We start from the raw sequence: 23,420 nt of genomic DNA, 5'->3' as shown, positions 1-23,420 counted from the left end.
GATTTTAATGCGATTTTTTATGCTTTCGCGAAAGCGTAATCGGCCTCATATATTATCTTTGAGTATGCCTGCTGCTCCAATAGAACTTCAACTCAAAACACTTCCTACAAGTCCGGGAATATATCAATACTACGATAAAAACGGAAAACTGCTTTACGTAGGAAAAGCAAAGAACTTAAAAAAACGAGTACTTTCCTATTTTAATAAAACTCTAGATAACGGTCGTATTAGAACGATGGTTAAAAAGATTCACGAGATGAAGCATATCGTGGTCGAGACCGAGACAGATGCGCTTCTTCTTGAAAACAGTCTTATAAAAGAATACCAGCCACGCTATAACGTCTTACTTAAGGACGATAAAAGCTACCCGTGGATTTGTATAAAAAATGAACGCTTCCCTAGGATTTTCCCTACGCGAAGACTCATAAAAGACGGTAGTGAGTATTATGGTCCATACACCAGCATGAAAACAGTGCGCACGCTTCTAGACTTAATTAAAAGCCTTTATAAGCTACGCACCTGTAATTATGATCTTTCTAAAGATAAGATAGATGCTGGAAAGTATAAAGTATGCCTTGAATATCATTTAGGTAACTGTGAAGGCCCTTGTGAAGACAAGCAATCAGAAAAAGAATATCATGAGCACATAGAACATATACGGCAGATTGTAAAAGGAGATTTTAAAGACTCTCTAGCTCGCTTTCGCGAAAAAATGAAGGAGCACGCTGCTGCCATGGAGTTTGAAGATGCACAACGCATTAAAGAAAAACTTGACATCCTCGAGGGGTATCAATCTAAAAGTACGGTTGTAAATCCTAAGATAAGCGATGTAGATGTGTTCTCTATAATAAGTGACGAGGGTTATGGGTATGTAAACTTCTTACAGATATCGCACGGCGCCATTATTAAATCACATACCCTAGAACTCAAAAAGCAACTAGACGAAACTGATAAAGAATTACTAGAGCTTGGTATTATTGAGATACAGCAACGTTTTGACCACAACTCCAAGGAAATTTATGTTCCCTTTGACGTAGAGCTAGGTAATCAATACAAAATCACGGTGCCTAAACTGGGTGACAAAAAGCGCATACTAGAACTCTCTGAACGTAATGCTAAGTATTACAGGATGGAGCGTTTTAAACAAACTAAAATTGTAGATCCAGACCGCCATACTAACCGTATCATGGCACAAATGAAGGTAGATTTACGACTGAGTGAGGAGCCTAGGCATATAGAATGCTTTGACAACTCAAACATTCAAGGTTCAAATCCTGTAGCCGCCTGCGTCGTTTTTAAGAATGGAAAGGCTAGTAAAAGTGATTATCGCAAATTTAATATCAAGACAGTAGAAGGTCCAGATGATTTTGCGAGTATGGAAGAAGTAGTTTATAGACGCTATAAACGACTCCTAGCCGAAGATCAACCATTACCTCAGCTCATTATTGTAGATGGTGGTAAAGGGCAATTGTCCAGTGGTGTAAAGGCACTAGATGATCTAGGCTTGCGTGGCAAAATAGCAATCATAGGGATTGCAAAACGACTAGAAGAATTATTTTATCCTGGTGATAGTATTCCATTATATCTCGACAAAAAGAGTGAGACCCTTAAAATCATACAGCAGTTACGTAATGAGGCACACCGCTTTGGTATTACCTTTCACCGTAATCAACGTAGTAATGCAGCCCTAGGAACAGAACTAGACACAATACGTGGTATAGGTGAAAAAACAATTGTAGATTTATTAAAACATTACCGCTCTGTTTCAAAAGTAAAAGTGGCAAGTAAAAAGAGTCTCACAGAGGTAATAGGCCCATCAAAAGCAGCTATCATATATAATCACTACCACGTTAAAGAATGAAGTACTTCATACTAATTACAGCCTTTATATTAAGCTTCTCTGCATTTGCGCAAGAAGTGCAAAAAGAGGATGTAAAAGTAGGTCTTGTACTAAGTGGTGGTGGCGCAAAAGGCTTTGCGCACATAGGGGTTCTTAAGGTTATAGAGGAAGCTGGTGTGCGCATAGATTATATTGCAGGTACAAGTATGGGCGCTATTGTAGGAGGACTATATGCCTCTGGATATAATGCCGCAGAGATAGATTCTATTTTTACCTCTGTAAATTTTAATAATATCATTCAAGATAATTTACCCCGTAAAGCAAAGACCTCCTACGAGCGTGATGATGCGGAGCGATATGTAATCTCACTACCGTTTGATCATCTCAAGCTATCCCTACCTAGTTCTTTAAGTAAAGGTCAAAATACCTATAATTTACTCGCTAAAAATCTCGATCACATTTCGAATATCAATGATTTTAGCAAACTCCCTATTCCTTTTTTCTGCATCGCTACAGATGTAGAAAAAGGAGAGCAAGTTATTTTAGATAAAGGATATTTGCCAGAAGCGCTAGGAGCTAGTGGTGCATTACCTTCATTATTTAGTCCAGTACTCATAAATGGAAAACTCCTTATAGATGGAGGTGTTACAAATAACTATCCTGTAGAAGAACTGCGAGCAAAGGGGATGGATATCATTATTGGTGTAGATGTACAAGATACACTGCGCGGTAGGTCCAATCTCAAATCTGCATCTGAGGTATTATTGCAAATCAATAACTATCGCACTGCCAAGGCGATGGAGGAAAAACGCACACAAACAGATATTTACATAAGACCTTCTATTGATGCCTATTCTGTGGTTTCATTCAATGATGGCAAAGTCATTATGGGCACAGGTCGCACTAAGGCAATGGAACAGTATGATGCACTTAAACAAGTTGCAATGAGGCAAAAACCGCTTTCGCGAAAGCGTATAAAACCCACACCACAAGATTCATTACAGATTGCCGCCGTGAGTATTACAGGTAATGAGCAATATACTAGAGCCTACATTCTCGGAAAATTAAAGCTTACTCCTCCTGTAACGGTATCTTATGATGATTTTTATAATGGCATCAATAACCTCACAGCCACCGAAAACTTTAATAGAATAGGACATAGACTTCAGAAGGTAAATGATGAGTTTGTACTCCATGTTGAGTTAAAAGAGTCTAGTAGCACGCAATCATTGCGCCTAGCATTACATTATGATGACCTTTTTCGCACTGCTGCACTTATTAATTTTACAAAAAAAGGTGTGCTTTTTAAAAATGATATTGCTTCTTTAGACTTTATTCTAGGAGACAATATTAGATACGATTTTGATTACTACATTGATAAAGGTTTTTACTGGAGTGTGGGAGTAAACTCTTCTTATACCTCTTTTGAACAAGGCGTAAGCGCTCGTCTTATTGAAGATTTACGCGACATATCTCTAGATGGAATTAACAGAGTGAGCCTTAATTATCAAGACTTAACAAACAGAATTTATATACAAACGCTACTAGCGAAGCAATTTACATTTGACATAGGTATACAGCATAAGTTTTTAGATATAGAAACAGAAACTGTTGTGTCCACTAATGAGGAAGAAACAGCTGTTATTTTTGAACGAAGTAACCTAGGAGGATTGTATTCTCAATTAAAATATGACTCTCTGGATAATAAGTACTTTCCTAACTCAGGAGTTCTTTTTGATGCAGACTTTGATTTATTTCTAGCCTCATCAGATTACAATAATGATTTTACAGAGTTTGGGGTTGCAAATGCACGTATTAAATATGCTGGTAGTATAGGTAATGTATTTACCGCTACTGTTGAGGCGGCAGGAGGCTTTAAAGTAGGTGGAGCAGATAATAATTCTCTCGACTTTTTCTTAGGAGGTTATGGTGCAAAAAAAGTAAATAACATTGTTCCGTTTTTAGGGTATGATTACCTCAGTATTGCTGGAGATGGCTATGTAAAAGCACTTTTTGAGATTGACTTTGAGGTTTTCCCAAAAAACCACCTCAACCTCTCGGCAAACTTTGCAAATGTAGGTTATGATATTTTTGACAATCCAGATAACTGGTTGCCACCAGCTACATTTTCTGGTTATTCTCTAGGTTATGGCTCTGAAACGTTACTTGGTCCTTTGCGACTTAAATATACCTATAGCCCAGAAGTTAAACGTAGTGAGTGGTTTATAAGTCTAGGTTACGAATTTTAAACAATTCTCAGGCAATATTTAAATAGCCTACACGTTGTTGCGGTTTTATCGTTTTTTTAACCTTTTCGATTTAATATTTGGCACATATCGTGGTTTCTATTGATAAATGTTTAATCTAAAAACTCATTCATCATGAAAATCAACACCATCATCCTCTCCGTAACCTGCTTCACTATCTTTTTAAGCTGTGATTCTTCAACAGAAAATAAGAATGAACATGCTACTCAAGAAACTCTTGCCATCGCAACTCCAAAAATCCTCGCGACTCCAACTCACTTTTATGTGAACTCCTCCTCTGGTTTATCACTAAGATCTGGAACAAATCTCACCTCAAAAAAAATTCTCACACTCCCATATGGTGCACAAGTATCTCTATTGAGTAATCCTGAGTACACAGAAATGACCGTAGATGGAATTACTGGTGAGATGATAGAAGTGAACTATCAAGGTGCAACAGGCTTTGCTTTTAATGGCTATTTAACGTCGCTTGCTCCACCGCAACCAAATGAAGGTCTAGAAGCATACACAAACCGCATAAGCACTCCAGAACACCCTATTAAAGTAATTAAGAAAGCTAATAAAAAGGGAGAAGATTATGGAATGACTACAACGCTAGAGCTTCCTGCAAAAAACTGGAATGAAGCATACCGAATTTCTCAGCGTCTCTTTAATCTTCCTAAAGGGATAAATCCTGAACTATCAAATAGAAAAGAACCAGTGACTATCATAAATGGAGGTAAAAGAGATCGTACACAAACTGATCAACTTACTATCAATATTACTCCTAAGGGTGGTATAGCAAATGTTACTTACTCCTATGCGCTAAGAGATTATAAACGCACTGTCGTGATTAAAAAATCTGACAATGCCTTTGTAATCATAGAGGAAGAAATATCTCTGTAAATCTCATTAACTAAAAAAGGGTAGCCGCTGGCTACCCTTTTTTTATGCACTATACGGATAATTACGCCTCAGAAACTCGAAGTGTATTAACCATTCCTTTATCTAGTAATGGCATTGCTACTAGGTTGATAAGCATATCTCCTTTATCTACTAATTCTGTATTTAAAGCCATTTGTCTTATATCTTCTACCGTCTCATCTGTACTTACAAATTTGTCATAAAACAATGCTTTTACACCCCATAATAGATTAAGCTGTGTAAGTATGCGCTTGTTTGATGTAAATACAAGAATATGAGATGACGGTCTCCATGCAGAGATTTGAAAAGCTGTGTAACCACTATTTGTTAAAGTAGTAATTGCTTTTGCGTCTATCTCATCTGCCATGTGAGCCGCGTGATAACATATTGCCTTAGTAATGTAACGTTTAGTCTTAATATGTGGTGGTGCCTGCGGAACTTTAATAAGATCTGAATCTTCTACATTACGACATATAGAAGCCATCTTTTCAATCACCTGTACCGGATATTGACCTACAGAAGTTTCTCCAGAAAGCATTACTGCATCTGCTCCGTCCATTACGGAGTTTGCAACGTCATTTACCTCAGCACGTGTAGGCGTAAGACTAGAAATCATTGTTTCCATCATCTGTGTAGCAATGATTACTGGTATTCTTGCTTTTTTTGCGCGCAATACTAATTGCTTTTGCACTAACGGCACCTCATGTGCTGGAATTTCTACACCTAGATCTCCACGCGCCACCATTAAAGCATCACAATAAGCAACAATCTTATCAATATTTGCTACAGCCTCTGGCTTTTCAATTTTGGCAATAATTGGCACTTTATGGTCAGAGTGTTTCTTGATCAACTCTTGTAATTGCTGCAAGTCTTCTGCATGTCTTACAAAAGAAAGTGCCATCCAGTCCACCTTAAGTCCTAAAGCGAAAATTGCATCTTTTACATCTTTTTTAGTAAGTGCTGGAAGTGATATGTCTGTATTAGGTAAGTTTACCCCTTTTTTAGAACGTAACGGTCCTCCTTGAATTACTGTAGCCTCAACTTCTGTTTTACCATCTGTTTTATCAACTTGAAACATCAATTTACCATCATCTAGTAAAATGCGCTCACCTGCTTTTACGTCACGAGGAAACTGCTTATAATTCATATAAACACGATCCTTTGTTCCTTCAAATTCGCTTTCTGTTGAGAAGGTAATTTTATCTCCAGGATTTACAACTACCTCTTCCTTCATTTTTCCTATACGAAGTTTTGGTCCTTGTAAATCTGCTAGTATTGACGTGTTGTATCCAGTCTCTTCGCTTAGCTCACGAATCATAGCTACGCGCTCCTTAACATCCTCATAGTCTGCATGTGAAAAGTTAATGCGGAATACATCTACTCCTGCATTCATCATGTCTAGCAATACTTGTCGCTTACTAGTTGCTGGCCCTAGCGTTGCAACTATCTTGGTTTTTTTTCTTTTCTGCATTATTCAAAAATTAAGTGTTCTTTATTTTTTAACGAGCTTACGTCTACTTCATAAGCGGTAACAATATGTGATATTTGATTGAGAATTTTTAGTGCTTTAGCTTTCGCGAAAGCGTTACCATCCTCAACCACTTTTATAAAATAATCTACTTGTGGCATCTCAGGAATAAAGTAGGTAGTCTTGAGTGTTTTCTCTGATTCAAAAAGACCTACAACAGCCTTAGCTTCTACTTCTATCTTTGTCTTATTTGATAACACATAGTAATCTACGTACTGATGCTCATCATTAAATTCAAAAAAGGGATAGCTTGCCTCTTCTTCTCGATTGCCAATAATGAGGTCTTCACGAGAACGAGATAGTCTTAATCCAAGATTCTTATTAAGTAAGTATGCCAAGTAATATGGCTCTAATGAACCATGTATAGCTATGAGCGTAAAGTCATAACCAATGGAGTCTTCCAAAAGAATTTTATACATTCCCATAACGTTTAAGCAAGTTAGAAAGATACAAAGAAGCATCCAAAGGAATACGCGAGAGGTATTAAAGTTACGTAAACGTTTTCGCTAGAAATTGTAAAGTAATTAACCTAAAGGCAATGTGAATGTAACGAGAGTTCCTTTACCATCTTCACTTTCTATAAGTATATCTCCCCTATGAGCCTTGAGATACTCATTACTTAAAACTAGTCCTAAACCTGAACCTTTCTCGTTTCTAGTGCCCACCCGACTTGTGATTTCAGTTAAGTCAAAGAGTCGTTGCTTGTCATGTTCTGGAATCCCTATTCCGTTATCTTCAATACTAAAAACAAACTTATTATCTAGCCTTGTAAGCTCAATCACTATGATATCATTATCGTGTGAAAACTTAATTGCATTAGACAGTACATTTCTAATTATGGTCGCCACCATATTTTTATCTCCTACTACTTCACCTTTAAAGCTTGACTCTAGACGTATATTGAGCCCTTTATTTTGAAGAGCGTGGTTTTGTATTTTAATTTGATCTTTTGTAATAGACATGATATCTAATGCAACAGGAGTAAATTCAACTTGATCTGTTTGAAGTTTTGACCATTTCAGAAGGTTGTCAAGTAATGAAATACTATTTCGGCTAGAGTCTTCAAGAGAGTTTATTATAGTGGTGGTTTGATTGTTATTTGCGTGTTCTACTTTTAACACATCTAGAAAGTTTATTACGGATGATAGAGGACCTCTAAGATCGTTTGCTAAAATTGAAAAAAACTTATTTTTAGTAGCTACTAACTCTGACAATCGGACTTTTTGTGAGGCAATAATTTTATTCTTACGCTCGTACAGATAATACTGACTTATCAAAAAGAACATAAATCCTAATATGGCGAGATACCACAAACATGATGTAACGCCTAGCGCTAAGAAACCTTCATGAGACTTCTTATAGGCGGTGCTTAATATAAATTCTTTATTGTAAAAAGGGACTACACTAGAGATATAGGTTTCTTCTTTAACATCGAAGTTTTTAAAAAACTCTGGATCCTCATTTACAGAATATATTTTTTGTCCATTATGGGCTCTACTACGATCAAAGTAATTACCGTTACTACTCTTAAACTTAAAGACAAAATCATCTTTATTAGTATGAACATATGCTTTATCTAAAATAGGGGCAAACTCTGCAATACTAGTTATATAACCCATAGAATTACCAAGGCTGTCCAAAACACCAAAACCTAATGGAAGTCCTACTCTACCTTCTAATAAATTTGTGGGGTCTGAGGCATAGAAATTACTCTTAAGCATTAAAGAGTCCATTCTCAATGTACCCTCCTTTCCTATAAATTTCGCTATTGATTTTCCTACCAAATTTGCATTAGGTACAGGCTGCATGGTAAAGTCAAAAATAAAAATATGGCTCGTATCAATATATGAGACACTAAAGGGACGTTCCATGATAAGTCCACCTAGCTGCCGTTCTATAAAGGAAGATATATCGTTCTCTGTAAAGCTCCCATTAGATATTTCAATATAACTTTTTACTCCAGAAATTAGAGTCGCATAATTGTTAAGAGCTTCTTGAAATTCCTTTGCAGCTTCTCTATTTGCTCTTTCTAAGTTAAGTGTACGAGCAGCTTCCTCTTGTTGTATTATGCGAGATGTTCCCCAATAAACAGCAATTGCTGTTATGAGTGCAAAAAATGCAAAAACGAGATAATATCTCTTTGGAAATTTTACTAACATAAGGGGTGGAGCCCTAAGACTCTAATCTTTAATCTTCTAGGGGAAAAAGATGATTAAAAAGCTAATGTAGTAAAATCAATTAATAAACTTACGTTATTGAGTTTCAATTTCTCGTTGAAAAGCATAAAAAGTGCGTTTTGAAGCTATTTCTTCTGCCTTTTTCTTACTTGTAGCACGAGCTTTTGCAACAACCTTACCATCTATAAAAAGTTTTACCCCAAAATGCTTTACAGTGTCTTGACCAGTATCTTCAAAAGTTTCAAATTTAAATATGCGCTTTTCCTTCTGGCACCATTCTATTAATACACTCTTGTAACTAATGATACGGCCCTCAAGCTTCTCTATATCTACATAGGGCTCTATAACACGCTTAGCTATAAACTTCTCGCAATATTTATAACCTCGATCAAGGTATATAGCGCCTACTAAAGCTTCAAAAAGATTGCCGTGAATATTAACCCCAAAATTATCTAGGGGTATACTTGCTCTCACATATCTCACAAGATTGAGATCTCTGCCTAGCTCATTGAGGTGCTTGCGGCTTACCACCTTAGATCTCATTTTAGTTAAATATCCTTCATTACCACCTTGTACGGCATTAAAGAGATGTGCTGCAATAACAGACCCGAGCATTGCGTCTCCTAAAAACTCTAATCGCTCATAATTAAGAGGATTACCATCTGCTTTTTTAAGACCTAGAGAACGATGGGTAAAAGCTTTCTCATAGTACTTTATCTCTTTCGGTTTAAAGCCTATGATGGCATGCATTCGCATAAAAAAACTCCCGTCCTTTTCAGCACGAGAGTTAAATATTTTTTTAAATGCGCTCATTATAATCTAAGCGTCAAGTTTTTTAAATAATACGCAAGCATTGTGACCTCCAAAACCGAAAGTGTTACTCATTGCTACGTTTACTTCTCTCTTTTGTGCTTTATTAAGCGTTAAATTAAAAGAGGGATCTATATTTTCATCTACTGTAGTATGATTGATTGTAGGAGGAACAAGACTATGTTGCATCGCAAGGATAGCAGCAATAGACTCTATAGCCCCAGCAGCACCCAGAAGGTGTCCAGTCATAGACTTAGTAGAATTAATATTTATTTCTTTTGCATGATCACCAAATACTTTTTTGATAGCCTTAAGCTCTGCTACATCACCTAGTGGAGTAGATGTACCGTGTGTATTAATATGATCTACATCTTCAGGTGTTAGACCTGCGTCACGTAAACAGTTAAGCATTACTCGCTCTACACCTATACCGTCTGGATGAGGTGCTGTCATGTGATAAGCATCACTAGACATACCGCCACCTAGAACCTCAGCATAAATTTTGGCACCACGTGCCTTAGCGTGTTCATACTCTTCTAAGATTAACGCACCACTACCTTCTCCTAATACAAAACCATCTCTGGTTGCGTCAAAGGGTCTTGAAGCCGTTTCAAAATCATCATTTCTAGTTGACAACGCATGCATTGCATTAAAACCACCCATACCAGCCTGCGTTACCGCAGCCTCAGATCCTCCTGTAACAATAATATCACATTGCCCTAAACGTAAATAGTTAAAGGCATCTATCATTGCATTTGCAGAAGAAGCACAAGCAGAAACCGTCGTATAGTTAGGTCCCATAAAGCCATGCTTGATAGAGATATTACCAGGGGCAATATCTGCAATCATCTTAGGTATAAAGAAAGGATTAAATCTAGGGGTGCCATCTCCAGCACCAAAGTTAAGGACTTCATTCTGGAATGTCTCCAGACCACCTATACCGGCTCCCCAAATAACCCCAACCCTAAATTTATCAACAGAGTCAAGATCAATGCCCGCATCACTGATAGCTTCATCTGAAGCTACCAGTGCATACTGAGCAAATCTATCGAGCTTTCGAGCTTCTTTCCTATCAAAGAAGTCGAGAGCGTCAAAGTTTTTAAGTTCACAAGCAAACTTCGTTTTAAACTTTTCTGCATCAAAATAGGTGATGGGCGCGCACCCGCTTTTCCCTGTAGAAAGTCCTTCCCAGTATTCCTGAATATTATTTCCTATCGGGGTAAGTGCACCAAGTCCGGTAACTACTACTCGCTTTAACTCCATAAATAAAGACTTATTTTGCCTCTTCTATATAAGATACTGCTTGACCTACTGTCGCAATATTTTCTGCTTGATCGTCTGGAATTTGGATATCAAATTCTTTTTCAAACTCCATAATGAGTTCCACTGTGTCTAGTGAATCAGCGCCTAGGTCGTTTGTGAAGCTCGCTTCCGTTACAACTTCGTTTTCGTCTACTCCTAATTTGTCTACGATAATCGCTTTTACTCTTGATGCAATGTCTGACATAATTTTCTAATTTAAATTTTTATTTAAGTCGCAAAAATAACAAACTTTACCGTTAAACAAGTTTGCAACTCAAAAATGTGAAGGTAATTTACGGAAATATAAAATAAGTTCCTTTCCATAACCTTCAAATAGTTACTAATATTTCTTTATTTCGCACCCACAACAGCAACAAGAAAAATGAAACGAATTGTGATTTTTGCCTCGGGTAACGGTACAAATGCCCAGCGTATTATAGAGTTTTTCCAGGATCGTACGGATGCACAAGTCGTGCAAGTTCTTAGTAACAACCCTCGTGCCAAAGTACTACAAAGAGCCTCAGCCCTTGATGTTGCTGCGTTTAGTTTTAACAGAAAAGCTTTCTATAAAAGTGATGATGTACTCCATCTTCTTAAAGCTGCACGACCAGATGTCATCATTTTGGCAGGTTTTTTATGGCTATTTCCAGAAAAAATAATTTCGGCGTTTCCAGATAAGGTCATAAATATACATCCAGCATTGCTCCCAGATTTTGGAGGAAAGGGAATGTACGGCATGAATGTGCATGAGGCTGTTTACGCTTTCGCGAAAGCGCAACACGATAAAAATCCTTCTCAAAAAGTATATACAGGCATCACCATACATAAAGTAACGCCAGAATATGACAAAGGAGATTTCTTATTTCAAGCCAAAGTTGAAGTAACCCAAGAAGACACTCCAGAAGCAATTGCCGAAAAAATACACCAACTAGAACACGCTCATTTTCCAGAGGTGATTGCGGAATTTTTGAAATGAAGAATAAAGTAGCCAAGCTTTATGTTTATCAACTTGCATTTAGTTTTATCGCAGTAGTTGTAATCACTAATACGCGTACTTTATTAGTAGATGTGGATACGTATTCTGGGGCAAGGATTGGGTTGATGTCCCTAGTATATGCATTCTTATTTACATTACTAAATGCTTTTCTCAATGCATTTAATTTTTTCTATACCAACGACAAGCGACCTCAGTATGCATTTTTAATACCTGCCGCTCTTTGGATTATTATTTTGCTTTACGTTTTATACCAAAAATCGTTTGCAAATTCTAAATTTTGGAGTCGTAATTTGGATCTTATTATTTGGGTTCTGCCTATTCTCTATAATCTTTCCGCACGATATTTTCTCAAAAAAACCAAAATCGTCTAACTATTTTACTTTTACCCTTGATTTTATATTGGTATCCGAGGACCCAGATAGACGGATTAGTATCTTCAATTTCAAAGCAAATCATCAATTTCGTTTACTTTTGATTCTACACAACGCTTTCGGGATGAATTTCCCGCCTTCGCAGGAATGATATTAAACTATGGCAAAAACAAAAAAATTCTATGTAGTCTGGGAAGGTAAAAAACCTGGAATCTATGAGTCTTGGAAGGAATGCAAGAAGATGATAGATGGTTATGCCGGCGCAAAATACAAGAGTTTTGAAACCTTTGCCAAAGCAAAAAACGCATATAATGGAGACTATAACGACTTTAAAGGCTCCTCAAAAAAGAAAAAAGTACTCACCGCCGAAGAAAAAGCCAAATATGGCTTCCCCAACCTCTACTCTATTGCTGTAGATGCCGCAAGTTCTGGTAATCCAGGCATCATGGAATATCGCGGGGTAGATACTCAAACGGTAAAACAACTCTTCCACCAAGGGCCTTTTAAGCAAGGAACTAACAACATAGGAGAGTTTCTCGCACTCGTGCATGGGCTTGCTTATTTAAAGAAGATAGGTAGTGATCGTCTTATATATAGTGACTCCCGTATAGCAATAGGCTGGGTAAAAAAGAAACATTGCAAGACCAACCTCAAGCAAAGCCCAAAAAATAAAGATGTATTTGAACTGATAGCGCGCGCAGAGCAGTGGCTCAAAACAAACACCTACATCACTACGATTGTGAAGTGGGAAACCAAAGCCTGGGGCGAAATCCCAGCAGATTTTGGGAGGAAATAAGTGTCAGTATGAAAAGAGAAAAAAAGAGAATTTACACAATAGCAATTTCGGCTTTCCTTACAATGCTTGTCATCAAAAACTGGGATGCTATAAAAAGTTTTATTGCTAATTTATTTACGTAGTTGAAATTACATTTTTTCGCGAAAGCGGTCTCCTTAAAATTGAGTTGTCAAACATTCAAAACCGTATATTTGCACAAAAATTATAGATGAGTAAATTGGTTATTGTTGGTTCTTGTGCATTTGATGCAATAGAGACACCTTTTGGAAAAACAGATAAAATTATTGGAGGAGCTTCTCCTTATATAGGACTTGCTGCGGCACAGTTTGATAATGTTGATCCAGCCATTGTTGCCGTTGTAGGTGATGACTTCCCTCAAGAATATCTTGATTTTCTTGCAGAGAGAGGAATTAACACAGACGGAATAGAAGTAGTAAAAGGTGGTAAAACATTTTTCTGGAGTGGTAAGTATCACAATGATATGAACTCTAGAGATACACTAGCTACAGAACTTAATGTACTAGCAGATTTTTCTCCTAAGGTTCCTGCATCACATAAGGAAGCACCTATTGTAATGCTAGGTAACTTACAACCACAAGTACAGCTTAGTGTTATTGAGCAAATGGAAGTAAAGCCTAAGCTTGTAATACTAGACACGATGAATTTCTGGATGGATATCGCACTTGATGAGCTTAAGACTACGCTCAAAAAAGTAGATGTTATCACTATAAATGATGAAGAAGCTCGCCAGTTAAGTGGAGAGTACTCACTTGTAACTGCTGCAAAGAAAATCCACGAGATGGGACCTAAGTATGTAGTTATAAAGAAAGGAGAACATGGAGCTCTTATTTTTGAGGGAGACAATATGTTTTTTGCCCCTGCATTACCACTTGCAGATGTTTTTGATCCTACGGGAGCTGGAGACACCTTTGCTGGAGGATTTGCTGGCTATATAGCTCAAGCAGGAGACACTTCTTTTGAAACTATGAAGACGGCTCTTATTTATGGCTCTTGCCTTGCCTCCTTTACGGTAGAAAAATTTGGAACAGAGCGTTTACAATCTGTGACGCCAGAAGAAATAAAAGAGAGACTGCATCAGTTTAAAAAACTTGTGCAATTTGACATAAACATAAACAACTAAACCCTGCGCTCCATTTTTGGAGCGCTTTTGTTTTTACAAGCTATGAGTGACGCTATCAAGCATGAATGTGGTATTGCAGTTATAAGACTAAAAAAACCACTTGAATTTTACAAAGAGAAATACGGTACTGCTTTTTACGGGGTAAACAAGATGTACTTAATGATGGAAAAGCAGCACAATCGTGGTCAGGATGGTGCAGGTTTTGCTAGTATAAAACTAGATGTCGCTCCAGGACAACGCTACATATCTAGACAGCGATCTACAGCACAACAACCTATACAAGATATTTTTGCAGAAATTAATGGTCGTATAAACGAGCTTATGACTGCAAATCCTGATAAGAAGGATGATGTAGCCTGGCAGAAGAGTAATGTCCCTTACATAGGAGAGTTGTTACTAGGTCACGTACGTTATGGAACCTTCGGAAAAAACAGCGTTGAGAGTGTACACCCATTTTTGCGTCAAAATAACTGGATGCACCGTAACCTTATCGTTGCAGGTAACTTTAATATGACTAATGTAAATCAGCTTTTTGACAAGTTGGTTTCTTTAGGGCAGCATCCAAAAGAGCAGGCAGACACCATTACAGTAATGGAAAAGATAGGCCATTTTCTGGATGATGAAGTTGGAAAACTTTACAAGAAATTAAAAAAGGAAGGATTTAATAAACAACAAGCCTCTCCTCAAATAGCAGAAAGACTTAAAGTAGGCAAAATACTTAGAAGAGCTTCAAAAGATTGGGATGGTGGTTATGCAATGGCTGGACTTTTAGGTCATGGTGATGCTTTTGTTTTGAGAGATCCTGCGGGAATAAGACCTGCATATTATTTTGAAAACGATGAAGTAGCTGTAGTAGCTAGTGAGCGTCCTGTGATACAGACAGCGTTTAACGTGCCTTTTGATGAAGTAAAGGAATTAGATCCAGGGGCTGCAGTAATCATTAAAAAGAATGGCACACTTACCATACAGCAAATCATAGAGCCATTAGAACGTAAGGCATGTTCTTTTGAGCGCATTTACTTCTCTAGAGGTTCTGATGCAGAAATCTATAAGGAGCGCAAGATGCTTGGACGTTTATTAATGCCTCGAGTACTTGAAAGCATTAATCACGACACCAAGAACTCTGTGTTCTCCTTTATTCCTAATACCGCCGAGACCTCTTTTTACGGTCTTGTAGAGGCTGCACAAGACGAACTTAACAAGCAAAAAGGACAAAAGATTCTTGCTGCCAAGGGAAATCTAAATGAAAGCGAACTAACAGAGATTCTCTCACAGCGTTTACGCACAGAAAAGATTGCCATAAAAGATGCTAAGCTTCGTACATTTATTACAGAAGATAGTAGTCGTGACGACCTAGTAGCGCACGTTTATGACGTTACCTACGGTGTTATTAAGCCAGAAGACAAACTCGTAATTATAGACGATAGCATTGTGCGCGGTACAACGCTTAAGAAGAGCATTATCAAAATGATGGCACGCTTAAACCCTGCCAAAATTATTGTTGTGTCCAGTGCTCCTCAAATACGATACCCAGATTGCTATGGTATTGACATGGCGCGACTAGAAGATTTTATAGCTTTTAGAGCCGCGATTGCTTTACTCAAAGAAAATGGCAAAGAAAGTCTTATACAAGAGGTATATGAGAAGTGTAAGGCACAAGTAGATCTAGATGACAAGGAAGTAAAGAATCATGTTAAGGATATATATGCTCCTTTTGAACAGAGAGAAGTTTCTAAAAAGATTGCAGAATTACTTACGGATAGCTCGGTAAAAACAGAAGTAGATATCATCTATCAAACTGTAGAAAACTTGCATAAAGCGTGTCCTGATAATCTTGGAGATTGGTACTTTACAGGAGACTATCCTACAGCTGGAGGTAACCGCGTTGTAAACAAAGCATTCATTAATTATGTAGAAGGAAATAAAGAAAGAGCCTACTAAAAAATATGCATTTGGTCTTAAAGATATCACAATTTAAAAATTATTTGTGTATTTCGTCTAAAATTTATGCCTTTGGTCTAAAACATACTGCTACTGACCAAAACCCTCTTATATTAGCATTGCCATAGCATAAGTAGGTTAAGTTCATGGTAGATTTGGGGCAAAAAAAGGTGGATCTTTCCACCTTTTTTTATGCCCAATTTTTAAAGTTTTAAGACCTCAACATTAAACTTCAAATACAATCTTTAAAGTAATTCAGTTTTGATTGAAAAATCATCCTTTCTAGACTACTAAATATATCTAATTGGTAATGAGCTATAATTACCAAATATAGTATTCAAAACCACCTTTAGAATCAAACCACATCAGTCTATATTTTTATTTTAAACGTCCGATTTTATGTAAGTAAAAAAGTTGAGATAGAATTTACGCAAGAAATTAGAGAAAGAATTTACCTACATTTTCTTGTATAAAAAAAGCCCACAATAAAAGTGGGCTTTAAGAATTAATATAAGAGTTATTTCTTATTTGTTCTGCGCATATAATGCAGACACTTTTTCCCAGTTAATCACATTAAAAAATGCGTTTACATAATCTGGACGTCTGTTTTGATAGTTTAGGTAGTATGCATGCTCCCATACATCAAGTCCTAAGATAGGAAAACCTCCACACCCTACTTTAGGCATTAGTGGGTTATCTTGATTAGGAGTTGAGCATACCTCAACTTTTCCACCTTCGTGTACACAAAGCCAAGCCCATCCTGAACCAAACTGTCCTCCAGCTGCAGATGAAAATTTATCTTTAAAAGACTCAAAGTTTCCGTAAGCAGCGTTTATTGCCTCGGCAAGTTCTCCCGTAGGTTCTCCTCCACCATCTGGTGACATTACTTCCCAAAAAAGTCTGTGGTTGTAAAAACCTCCACCGTTGTTACGCACAGCAGTGTTAGACATATCTAGGTTGATAAGTATATTTTCTATTGTTTTTCCGTTAAGGTCAGTTCCTTCGATAGCAGCATTAAGCTTTGAAGTATAACCCGCATGATGCTTCCCGTGGTGTATCTCCATTGTTTTAGCATCAATATTAGGCTCTAGTGCATCTTTAGCGTATGGTAATTCTGGTAACGTAAATGACATTTCTTTTTCGTTTTTGGTTAAACTTCTTTTCAAATTTTAACAAAGTTACATAAAGTAAGCTACTCTTTATGTTATAGATTTCTTATAAAAGTTAGCTTTTGCTTTCGCGAAAGCAAAAAAACATCTCTTTCAACTGTGAAACAGTTACAAGGTAATAAACTTACCACCTCTGCTATATTTTCTATTAGTCTCTTAGTGCGAATTAAATATTACTAAGATAATGACAATACTATCCCTTTTAAGTCGCTTTTGCTATCTTAGTACTATGACCGAAACTAATACGTTTATCGTACTTAATGCTTCTGCGGGATCTGGAAAAACATACAGCCTCGTAAAGCAATATATCACAACGCTTCTCAAGAGTAATGATGCCAATAAGTTTAGACATCTTCTTGCTATTACTTTTACAAATAAGGCGGTAGCAGAAATGAAAAATCGTGTGCTAGACACGCTCAAAAACTTAGGTCATTATGAGCCTGGCACTAAAAAACCAGACATGCTAGACGACTTAGTTTCATCTAGTGCATTGCCTGAGGAGGTAGTCATAAAAAAGGCTAAAGAAATACTCAATCGCATACTACATAACTATGCTGCCTTTGACATTGTAACGATAGATACTCTTACCCATAGAATCATACGCACTTTTGCAAAAGACCTAAATATCTCTGGCAGTTTTGAGGTTTCATTAGATCAAAAAACACTCAATGCCCAAGCAGTAGATGCCCTTATTGCAAAGGTGGGCATAGATGATGAGATTACTAAAGTCCTAATAAATTTTGCTTTAGAAAAAGCAGATGATGATAAGAGCTGGGACATTGCCCGTGATTTGCTAGAAATAGCAAACTTACTGCATAATGAAAACGACCTCAAAGCGCTGGAGCTAATTAAAGATAAGTCTCTTGCAGATTTTGACACATTAACCAGCTATTTACATAATCAAATTAAGTCACTTGTATCAGCACAAAAACAGCTAGGAGAAGATCTCATAGCATTGATTCATGAACTCGGGTTAGATCAAAAAAGTTTTGCGAGCGGATATTTTTATAAATTCATGCTCCAAGTTGCAAATGGTGTACAAGGACTTGCGTATACAGGATCGGCATATAAAGATAATATTACGTCTTACACCTTTTATACAAAGACTCAAAAAGACCATATCAAAGCTACTATTGATGGGCATAGAGATCATTTTATAGCAACGTTTTTGAAGCTTAGGGAACTTGCTTCTAAGCAAAGTATGTTACAATCTTTTAGATCTAAGATTATACCGCTCTCTGTATTACATTTAATTAAGAAAGAGCTAGAACTTATAAAGGAAGATGAAAATGTGTTACTCATCTCAGATTTTAATGCACTTATTGCTCAGTCGCTTAAAGATCAACCAGCCGCTTTTTTATATGAAAGACTTGGCGAGCGGTATACAAACTACTTTATAGACGAGTTTCAAGATACTTCGGTAATGCAATGGGACAATTTAATACCGCTTATAGATAACACCATAAGTAGCCAGGCAGAAGATACTGTTGCAAATTCATTATTACTCGTAGGAGATCCTAAACAAGCAATCTATAGATGGAGAGGAGGAGAAGCAGAGCAATTTATAGCGTTGAGTAATCAAACAAACCCCTTTTCTACTCCAGCAACCATAGACCGTCTAGAGACTAACTATAGAAGTAGCGCCGAAATTATAAACTTTAATAATCAGTTTTTTACACATCTCGCAACTCACTTTGATAACGAACTATATCGAGAAATTTATTATAAAGACAACTCACAACAAACTAATAGTAACACAAAGGGCTTTGTATCTCTTGAGTTTTTAGAATATGAAAATAAAGAAGAAGCGAATGAGATATATCCTGCGCGCATTATTGAAATTATAAATGAAGCTACTAGCCAAGGCTACTTGCATAGTGACATTTGTATACTTACGAGAAATAATATAGATGGCTCATTAATAGCAACTGCCCTTCAAGAGGCAAATGTAGAAGTAGTGTCTTCTGAGAGCTTGCTTATCTCAAACTCTAGCACAGTACAGTTTATTCATGCATTTGCAACAATGCTCTCCTACCCTAGTCAAATAGAAAATAGACTGCCTGTACTCTACTTCCTGTCAACTTATTATAATGTAGAAGACACACACACATTTTATAGTACCAATACCTCGTGCACATTTTTAGAGTTTATTGAGCATTTACAGCAATTTGATGTTTTTGTGCACATTGACTATATGCAAACGTTGCCGCTTTATGAATATCTAGAGTCAATAATTAGATCCTTTAATCTCACTGCAATTTCTGATGCTTACGTAGTGGCTTATCTTGATCTTGCTTATAGTTACTCACAGAGTAAAAGTGGTGGCATTCTTGGATTTATAGACTATTGGGAAGAAAAAAAGGAGAAGTCTAGTATTGTTGCTCCAGAGCAAGATAGCGCTGTACAGACCATGACCATTCATAAATCTAAAGGATTAGAGTTTCCTATTGTCATCTACCCTTATGCAAGTTCAGATTTATATAGAGTGCGAGGAGAACATCAATGGTATCCTATAGACGAACCAGCATTTGGAGGATTTAAAACGTTGATGGTTCCCCATAATAGTGGTCTTAAAGATTTTGGGGAAGCTGGCACATCGCTATATGAGACGAGAAATAATGAACAGCAATTTGACACCATTAATGTATTGTACGTAGCACTCACAAGAGCCGCCCAACGATTATATGTGTTGTCACGCTTTCGCGAAAGCAAAGAAAAAATAAATACCTACAGCGATTTGTTTATAGATTATCTTAAAACGAATAATCTATGGAATGAAGATCAACGCACCTATACTTTTGGACGCGAGACACCTGCAAAAAAAGAAGACAACAAGGCAGATTATACCTCATTTGTTCCTTCAATTATCTCTACCTCAAAAGAAGAATTAGGTATTCAGATCATCACTCAAGCCACCTTTTTATGGGATGAGCAAAAACAAAATGCTATTACCTATGGAAACCTCATTCATGAGCTAATGGCTCAGATTAATAGTTATACAGACGTCCAGCATGTACTAGAAGATGCCGTAAAGCAAGGTATTATCCCAGAGGAAGGATATGAAACCATTAATAATCTTCTTCACAACATTACGAGCAATCACCAACTAACCGATTATTATCAAGATCAAAATACGGTTTACAACGAGCGAATGATTTTATCTAGTGACGGCTCATTTTACATACCTGATAGAGTTGTTGTATTGTCTAATGGTGATACCACCATTATAGATTATAAAACCGGAATGCATAATCCATCACACAGTAAACAAATCACTATGTATGGAGCACTTTATGAAGAAATGGGCTTTAAAGTAGCTAATAAATTTCTAGTATATATAGACGCCACTGTAGATGTGATATCTGTTTAATACCTTTGTAAAAAATCAAACACATGTACGGTAATATTCAACAATATTTACAAAAAGAACTTGCTGAAATTAAAGAGGCAGGACTATATAAGAAAGAACGCATCATTACATCTGCACAAGATGCTGTGATTACTATTTCTACAGGAGAAAAGGTGATTAACTTTTGTGCAAATAATTACTTAGGGCTTTCTTCACATCCAGAGGTAATACAAGCAGCCAAAGACACTATGGATACGCATGGTTTTGGTATGAGTTCTGTGCGCTTTATTTGCGGTACTCAAGATATTCACAAAGAACTAGAACATCGTATTGCTAAGTTTTATGGTACAGAAGATACCATTTTATACGCTGCAGCATTTGATGCAAATGGTGGAGTTTTTGAGCCACTACTAGGAGCAGAAGATGCTATAATCTCTGACTCGCTTAATCACGCGTCTATTATAGATGGCGTTAGATTGTGTAAAGCCGCAAGATATCGCTATGCAAATAATGATATGGCAGATCTAGAAGAGCAACTTAAAAAAGCAAATGAAAATGGCGCTCGTCATAAAATCATTGTAACAGATGGTGTATTCTCTATGGACGGACTTGTAGCCCCATTAGATAAAATTTGTGATCTAGCTGATAAGTATGATGCACTAGTAATGATAGATGAATGTCACGCCACTGGATTTATAGGTGATCGTGGCATAGGTACTCTTGAAGAAAAAGGTGTGTTAGGGAGAGTAGATATTATCACTGGAACATTAGGAAAAGCACTAGGAGGTGCAATGGGTGGATATACTACAGCAAAGAAAGAAGTTATAGAGATACTGCGCCAGCGTAGTCGTCCTTATTTATTTTCAAACTCCCTTGCCCCGGCAATTGTAGGTGCTTCTATCAAGGTCTTTGACATGCTAGAAAAAGACACCTCGCTTAGAGATAAGCTTGCCCACAATACTGCATATTTCAAAAAAGGGATGAAAGACGCTGGATTTGATATTATAGATGGAGAATCGGCTATTGTACCTGTTATGCTTTATGACGCGCAGCTTTCTCAAAATATGGCTGATGCATTATTAGAAGAAGGAATTTATGTAATAGGGTTCTTCTTCCCAGTTGTTCCTAAGGGAAAAGCTAGGATCAGAGTGCAATTAAGCGCTGCTCATACCATAGAACATTTAGATACGGCTATCAATGCATTTATTAAGGTTGGAAAAGCATTAAAAGTTGTTTAATGTTACCTCAACCCTTGTAAATAAGGGGTATTAGGAAAATTTTAGTACATTTACCTTTGTTGATTAATTTTAACAACTTACTTTTGACATCAATTAACACTTAAATTTAAGACTAAACAATGAAACATCTTAGCAGATTTTTAGTTGCAGCACTTATGATTCTTGCTATAGGATCATCAGTAAATGCACAAGACGCAAACAACCCTTGGGCTTTCTCTATCGGAGCTAACGCTATCGATACGTATCCAGTAGGAGACGCATTTGATGGAGTTCCTGGCGCAGGAGAAACAAGAGGGAATCTTTTTGAAGAATTTTATAATGTAGAAGATCACTGGAGCATTATTCCATCTGTTTCTTACATTAATGTATCTCGTTACTTAGGAGATGGATTCGTATTTGGCGTTTCTGGTTCTATTAACAGAATTGAAAAATTAGGTGATGCAAGACCTAGAAATGAACTACAGTATTACGGTGCTGATGGAGATTTCTCTTATAGTTTAAGAGATCTTATCAACGGTGAAGGTGGATGGTTTGATCCTAGCATTTCTGTAGGTGCTGGTTATACTTGGGTAGAAAGTACTCTTGATGGTGATCTTGATGGTTTCGGTACAGCAAATGCTGCTGCTGGTGTAAAAATATGGTTAGGAGAAAACATCAACGTTGGTGTTCAATCTAAATATAAGCATGCTTTTGAAGATGACGGTATTAAGCACTTCCAACACGTTGCTGCTATAGGTATTGTTTTCGGAGGAAAAGATACTGATGGTGATGGTATATATGACAAAGATGACGCTTGTCCAGAAGTAGCAGGTTTACCTGAATTTAACGGTTGTCCTGATTCTGACGGTGATGGTATCGAAGATTCTAAAGATGCTTGTCCTACTGTTGCTGGTTTAGCTGAGTTTGATGGTTGTCCTGATACTGACGGAGACGGAATCCCTGATCCTAAGGATGCTTGTCCTACTGTTGCTGGAATCGCTGCTTTAGGTGGTTGTCCTGATGCTGATGGAGACGGAATCAAAGATGCTGATGATGCTTGTCCTAATGAAGCTGGACCACGTTCAAACAACGGATGTCCTTTTGAAGATAAAGATGGTGACGGTGTACTTGACAAAGATGACGAATGTCCAGATGTTGCAGGAACTGTAGCAAATAACGGATGTCCTGAAGTATCTGTTGAAGTTCTTAACGAGCTAAACGTAGAAACTAAAAAAGTTCTTTTTGATTACAACAAAGCATCTATCAGATCTGAATCTTATGCAACTCTTGATAAAGTAGCATCAGTAATGATGGAATACCCAACAACTCGTTTCCTTATCGAAGGTCACACTGATGATAGAGGACGTGATGCTTATAACCTAAACCTTTCTGATCAGAGAGCAGCTTCAGTAAGAAGCTACTTAACAGGAAAAGGAATTCCAGCGTCTCGTTTAGAGTCTAAAGGATTTGGTGAAGCTAGACCAGTTGCTTCAAATAAAACTGCTGCAGGACGTCAAGAAAACAGACGTGTTGAGCTTTCTATTCTTGAGCAATAGAAAATAAGATTTTTATAATCTTAAAAATGCCTCGCAATTGCGAGGCATTTTTTATT

Annotated in this window: 18 protein-coding genes; 11 read left to right on the top strand and 7 right to left on the bottom strand. The window is 37.1% G+C overall.

Annotation, left to right across the window (positions count from 1 at the left end):
* Positions 1–64 precede the first annotated feature (64 nt).
* The 3 genes from uvrC to ACJJVW_RS07415 all read left to right on the top strand — a co-directional run bounded on the left by uvrC (position 65) and on the right by ACJJVW_RS07415 (position 4,992).
* The gene (gene uvrC, locus ACJJVW_RS07425) at positions 65–1,861 is read left to right on the top strand and encodes an excinuclease ABC subunit UvrC (protein WP_298323847.1); all 1,797 of its coding nucleotides are present in this window, start codon (positions 65–67) and stop codon (positions 1,859–1,861) included.
* Positions 1,858–4,089 carry a patatin-like phospholipase family protein gene (locus tag ACJJVW_RS07420; protein WP_339845995.1) on the top strand — a complete coding sequence of 744 codons (2,232 nt, stop codon included), beginning with the start codon at positions 1,858–1,860 and terminating at the stop codon, positions 4,087–4,089. The genes uvrC and ACJJVW_RS07420 overlap by 4 nt, the downstream gene beginning before the upstream one ends.
* A gap of 132 nt (positions 4,090–4,221) precedes the next feature.
* The gene (locus ACJJVW_RS07415) at positions 4,222–4,992 is read left to right on the top strand and encodes a hypothetical protein (protein ID WP_405251195.1); all 771 of its coding nucleotides are present in this window, start codon (positions 4,222–4,224) and stop codon (positions 4,990–4,992) included.
* A gap of 61 nt (positions 4,993–5,053) precedes the next feature.
* On the opposite strand, the gene pyk is transcribed toward ACJJVW_RS07415, so the two are convergent.
* From pyk to ACJJVW_RS07385, 6 genes are all read right to left on the bottom strand, one after another.
* Positions 5,054–6,481 (bottom strand): pyruvate kinase, encoded by a 1,428-nt coding sequence (gene pyk / locus ACJJVW_RS07410; protein WP_298323267.1) that lies wholly within the window; start codon positions 6,479–6,481, stop codon positions 5,054–5,056.
* Complete coding sequence (locus tag ACJJVW_RS07405; protein WP_013750591.1) at positions 6,481–6,957, bottom strand: IPExxxVDY family protein; 477 nt, start codon at positions 6,955–6,957, stop codon at positions 6,481–6,483. Before ACJJVW_RS07405 ends, pyk begins: the two co-directional genes overlap by 1 nt.
* Before the next feature lie 105 nt (positions 6,958–7,062).
* Positions 7,063–8,697, bottom strand: a complete 1,635-nt coding sequence (locus ACJJVW_RS07400; protein WP_405251194.1) for a sensor histidine kinase — start codon at positions 8,695–8,697, stop codon at positions 7,063–7,065.
* Between the two features lie 93 nt (positions 8,698–8,790).
* Positions 8,791–9,528, bottom strand: a complete 738-nt coding sequence (rnc, locus tag ACJJVW_RS07395; protein WP_298323272.1) for a ribonuclease III — start codon at positions 9,526–9,528, stop codon at positions 8,791–8,793.
* Between the two features lie 6 nt (positions 9,529–9,534).
* Positions 9,535–10,788: a beta-ketoacyl-ACP synthase II gene (fabF, locus tag ACJJVW_RS07390; protein WP_108877517.1), complete on the bottom strand. Its 1,254-nt coding sequence runs from the start codon at positions 10,786–10,788 to the stop codon at positions 9,535–9,537.
* Between the two features lie 10 nt (positions 10,789–10,798).
* Positions 10,799–11,032 (bottom strand): acyl carrier protein, encoded by a 234-nt coding sequence (locus ACJJVW_RS07385; protein ID WP_013750595.1) that lies wholly within the window; start codon positions 11,030–11,032, stop codon positions 10,799–10,801.
* Positions 11,033–11,209: 177 nt separating this feature from the next.
* Between ACJJVW_RS07385 and ACJJVW_RS07380 the strand changes: the two genes are divergently transcribed.
* From ACJJVW_RS07380 to ACJJVW_RS07360, 5 genes are all read left to right on the top strand, one after another.
* Positions 11,210–11,803 (top strand): phosphoribosylglycinamide formyltransferase, encoded by a 594-nt coding sequence (locus ACJJVW_RS07380; RefSeq protein WP_405251193.1) that lies wholly within the window; start codon positions 11,210–11,212, stop codon positions 11,801–11,803.
* Positions 11,800–12,195 (top strand): hypothetical protein, encoded by a 396-nt coding sequence (locus tag ACJJVW_RS07375; RefSeq protein WP_405251192.1) that lies wholly within the window; start codon positions 11,800–11,802, stop codon positions 12,193–12,195. Before ACJJVW_RS07380 ends, ACJJVW_RS07375 begins: the two co-directional genes overlap by 4 nt.
* 160 nt (positions 12,196–12,355) lie before the next feature.
* Positions 12,356–12,991 (top strand): ribonuclease H family protein, encoded by a 636-nt coding sequence (locus tag ACJJVW_RS07370; protein WP_298323280.1) that lies wholly within the window; start codon positions 12,356–12,358, stop codon positions 12,989–12,991.
* A 208-nt stretch (positions 12,992–13,199) separates the two neighbouring features.
* Positions 13,200–14,132: a PfkB family carbohydrate kinase gene (locus tag ACJJVW_RS07365; protein ID WP_108877515.1), complete on the top strand. Its 933-nt coding sequence runs from the start codon at positions 13,200–13,202 to the stop codon at positions 14,130–14,132.
* Positions 14,133–14,174: 42 nt separating this feature from the next.
* Entirely contained in the window at positions 14,175–16,073 is a 1,899-nt protein-coding gene (locus tag ACJJVW_RS07360) for an amidophosphoribosyltransferase (protein WP_298323286.1), read from the top strand.
* A gap of 524 nt (positions 16,074–16,597) precedes the next feature.
* On the opposite strand, the gene ACJJVW_RS07355 is transcribed toward ACJJVW_RS07360, so the two are convergent.
* On the bottom strand, positions 16,598–17,206 hold the full coding sequence (locus ACJJVW_RS07355) for a superoxide dismutase (protein WP_108877514.1): 609 nt from the start codon (positions 17,204–17,206) through the stop codon (positions 16,598–16,600).
* Between the two features lie 265 nt (positions 17,207–17,471).
* On the opposite strand from ACJJVW_RS07355, the gene ACJJVW_RS07350 reads away from it, so the two are divergent.
* The 3 genes from ACJJVW_RS07350 to ACJJVW_RS07340 all read left to right on the top strand — a co-directional run bounded on the left by ACJJVW_RS07350 (position 17,472) and on the right by ACJJVW_RS07340 (position 23,364).
* The gene (locus ACJJVW_RS07350) at positions 17,472–20,612 is read left to right on the top strand and encodes an exodeoxyribonuclease V subunit beta (RefSeq protein ID WP_298323289.1); all 3,141 of its coding nucleotides are present in this window, start codon (positions 17,472–17,474) and stop codon (positions 20,610–20,612) included.
* Between the two features lie 23 nt (positions 20,613–20,635).
* On the top strand, positions 20,636–21,829 hold the full coding sequence (gene kbl / locus ACJJVW_RS07345) for a glycine C-acetyltransferase (protein ID WP_298323291.1): 1,194 nt from the start codon (positions 20,636–20,638) through the stop codon (positions 21,827–21,829).
* 119 nt (positions 21,830–21,948) lie between these two features.
* Positions 21,949–23,364, top strand: a complete 1,416-nt coding sequence (locus ACJJVW_RS07340; protein WP_298323293.1) for an OmpA family protein — start codon at positions 21,949–21,951, stop codon at positions 23,362–23,364.
* The last annotated feature ends 56 nt before the right edge of the window (positions 23,365–23,420 follow it).

The sequence above is a fragment of the Dokdonia sp. Asnod3-C12 genome (assembly GCF_045063975.1).
In the GTDB taxonomy this organism is placed as follows: Bacteria; Bacteroidota; Bacteroidia; order Flavobacteriales; family Flavobacteriaceae; genus Dokdonia.
The sequence above is the reverse complement of the archived record's forward strand: the minus strand, read 5'-3'. Positions and strand labels throughout refer to the sequence as shown.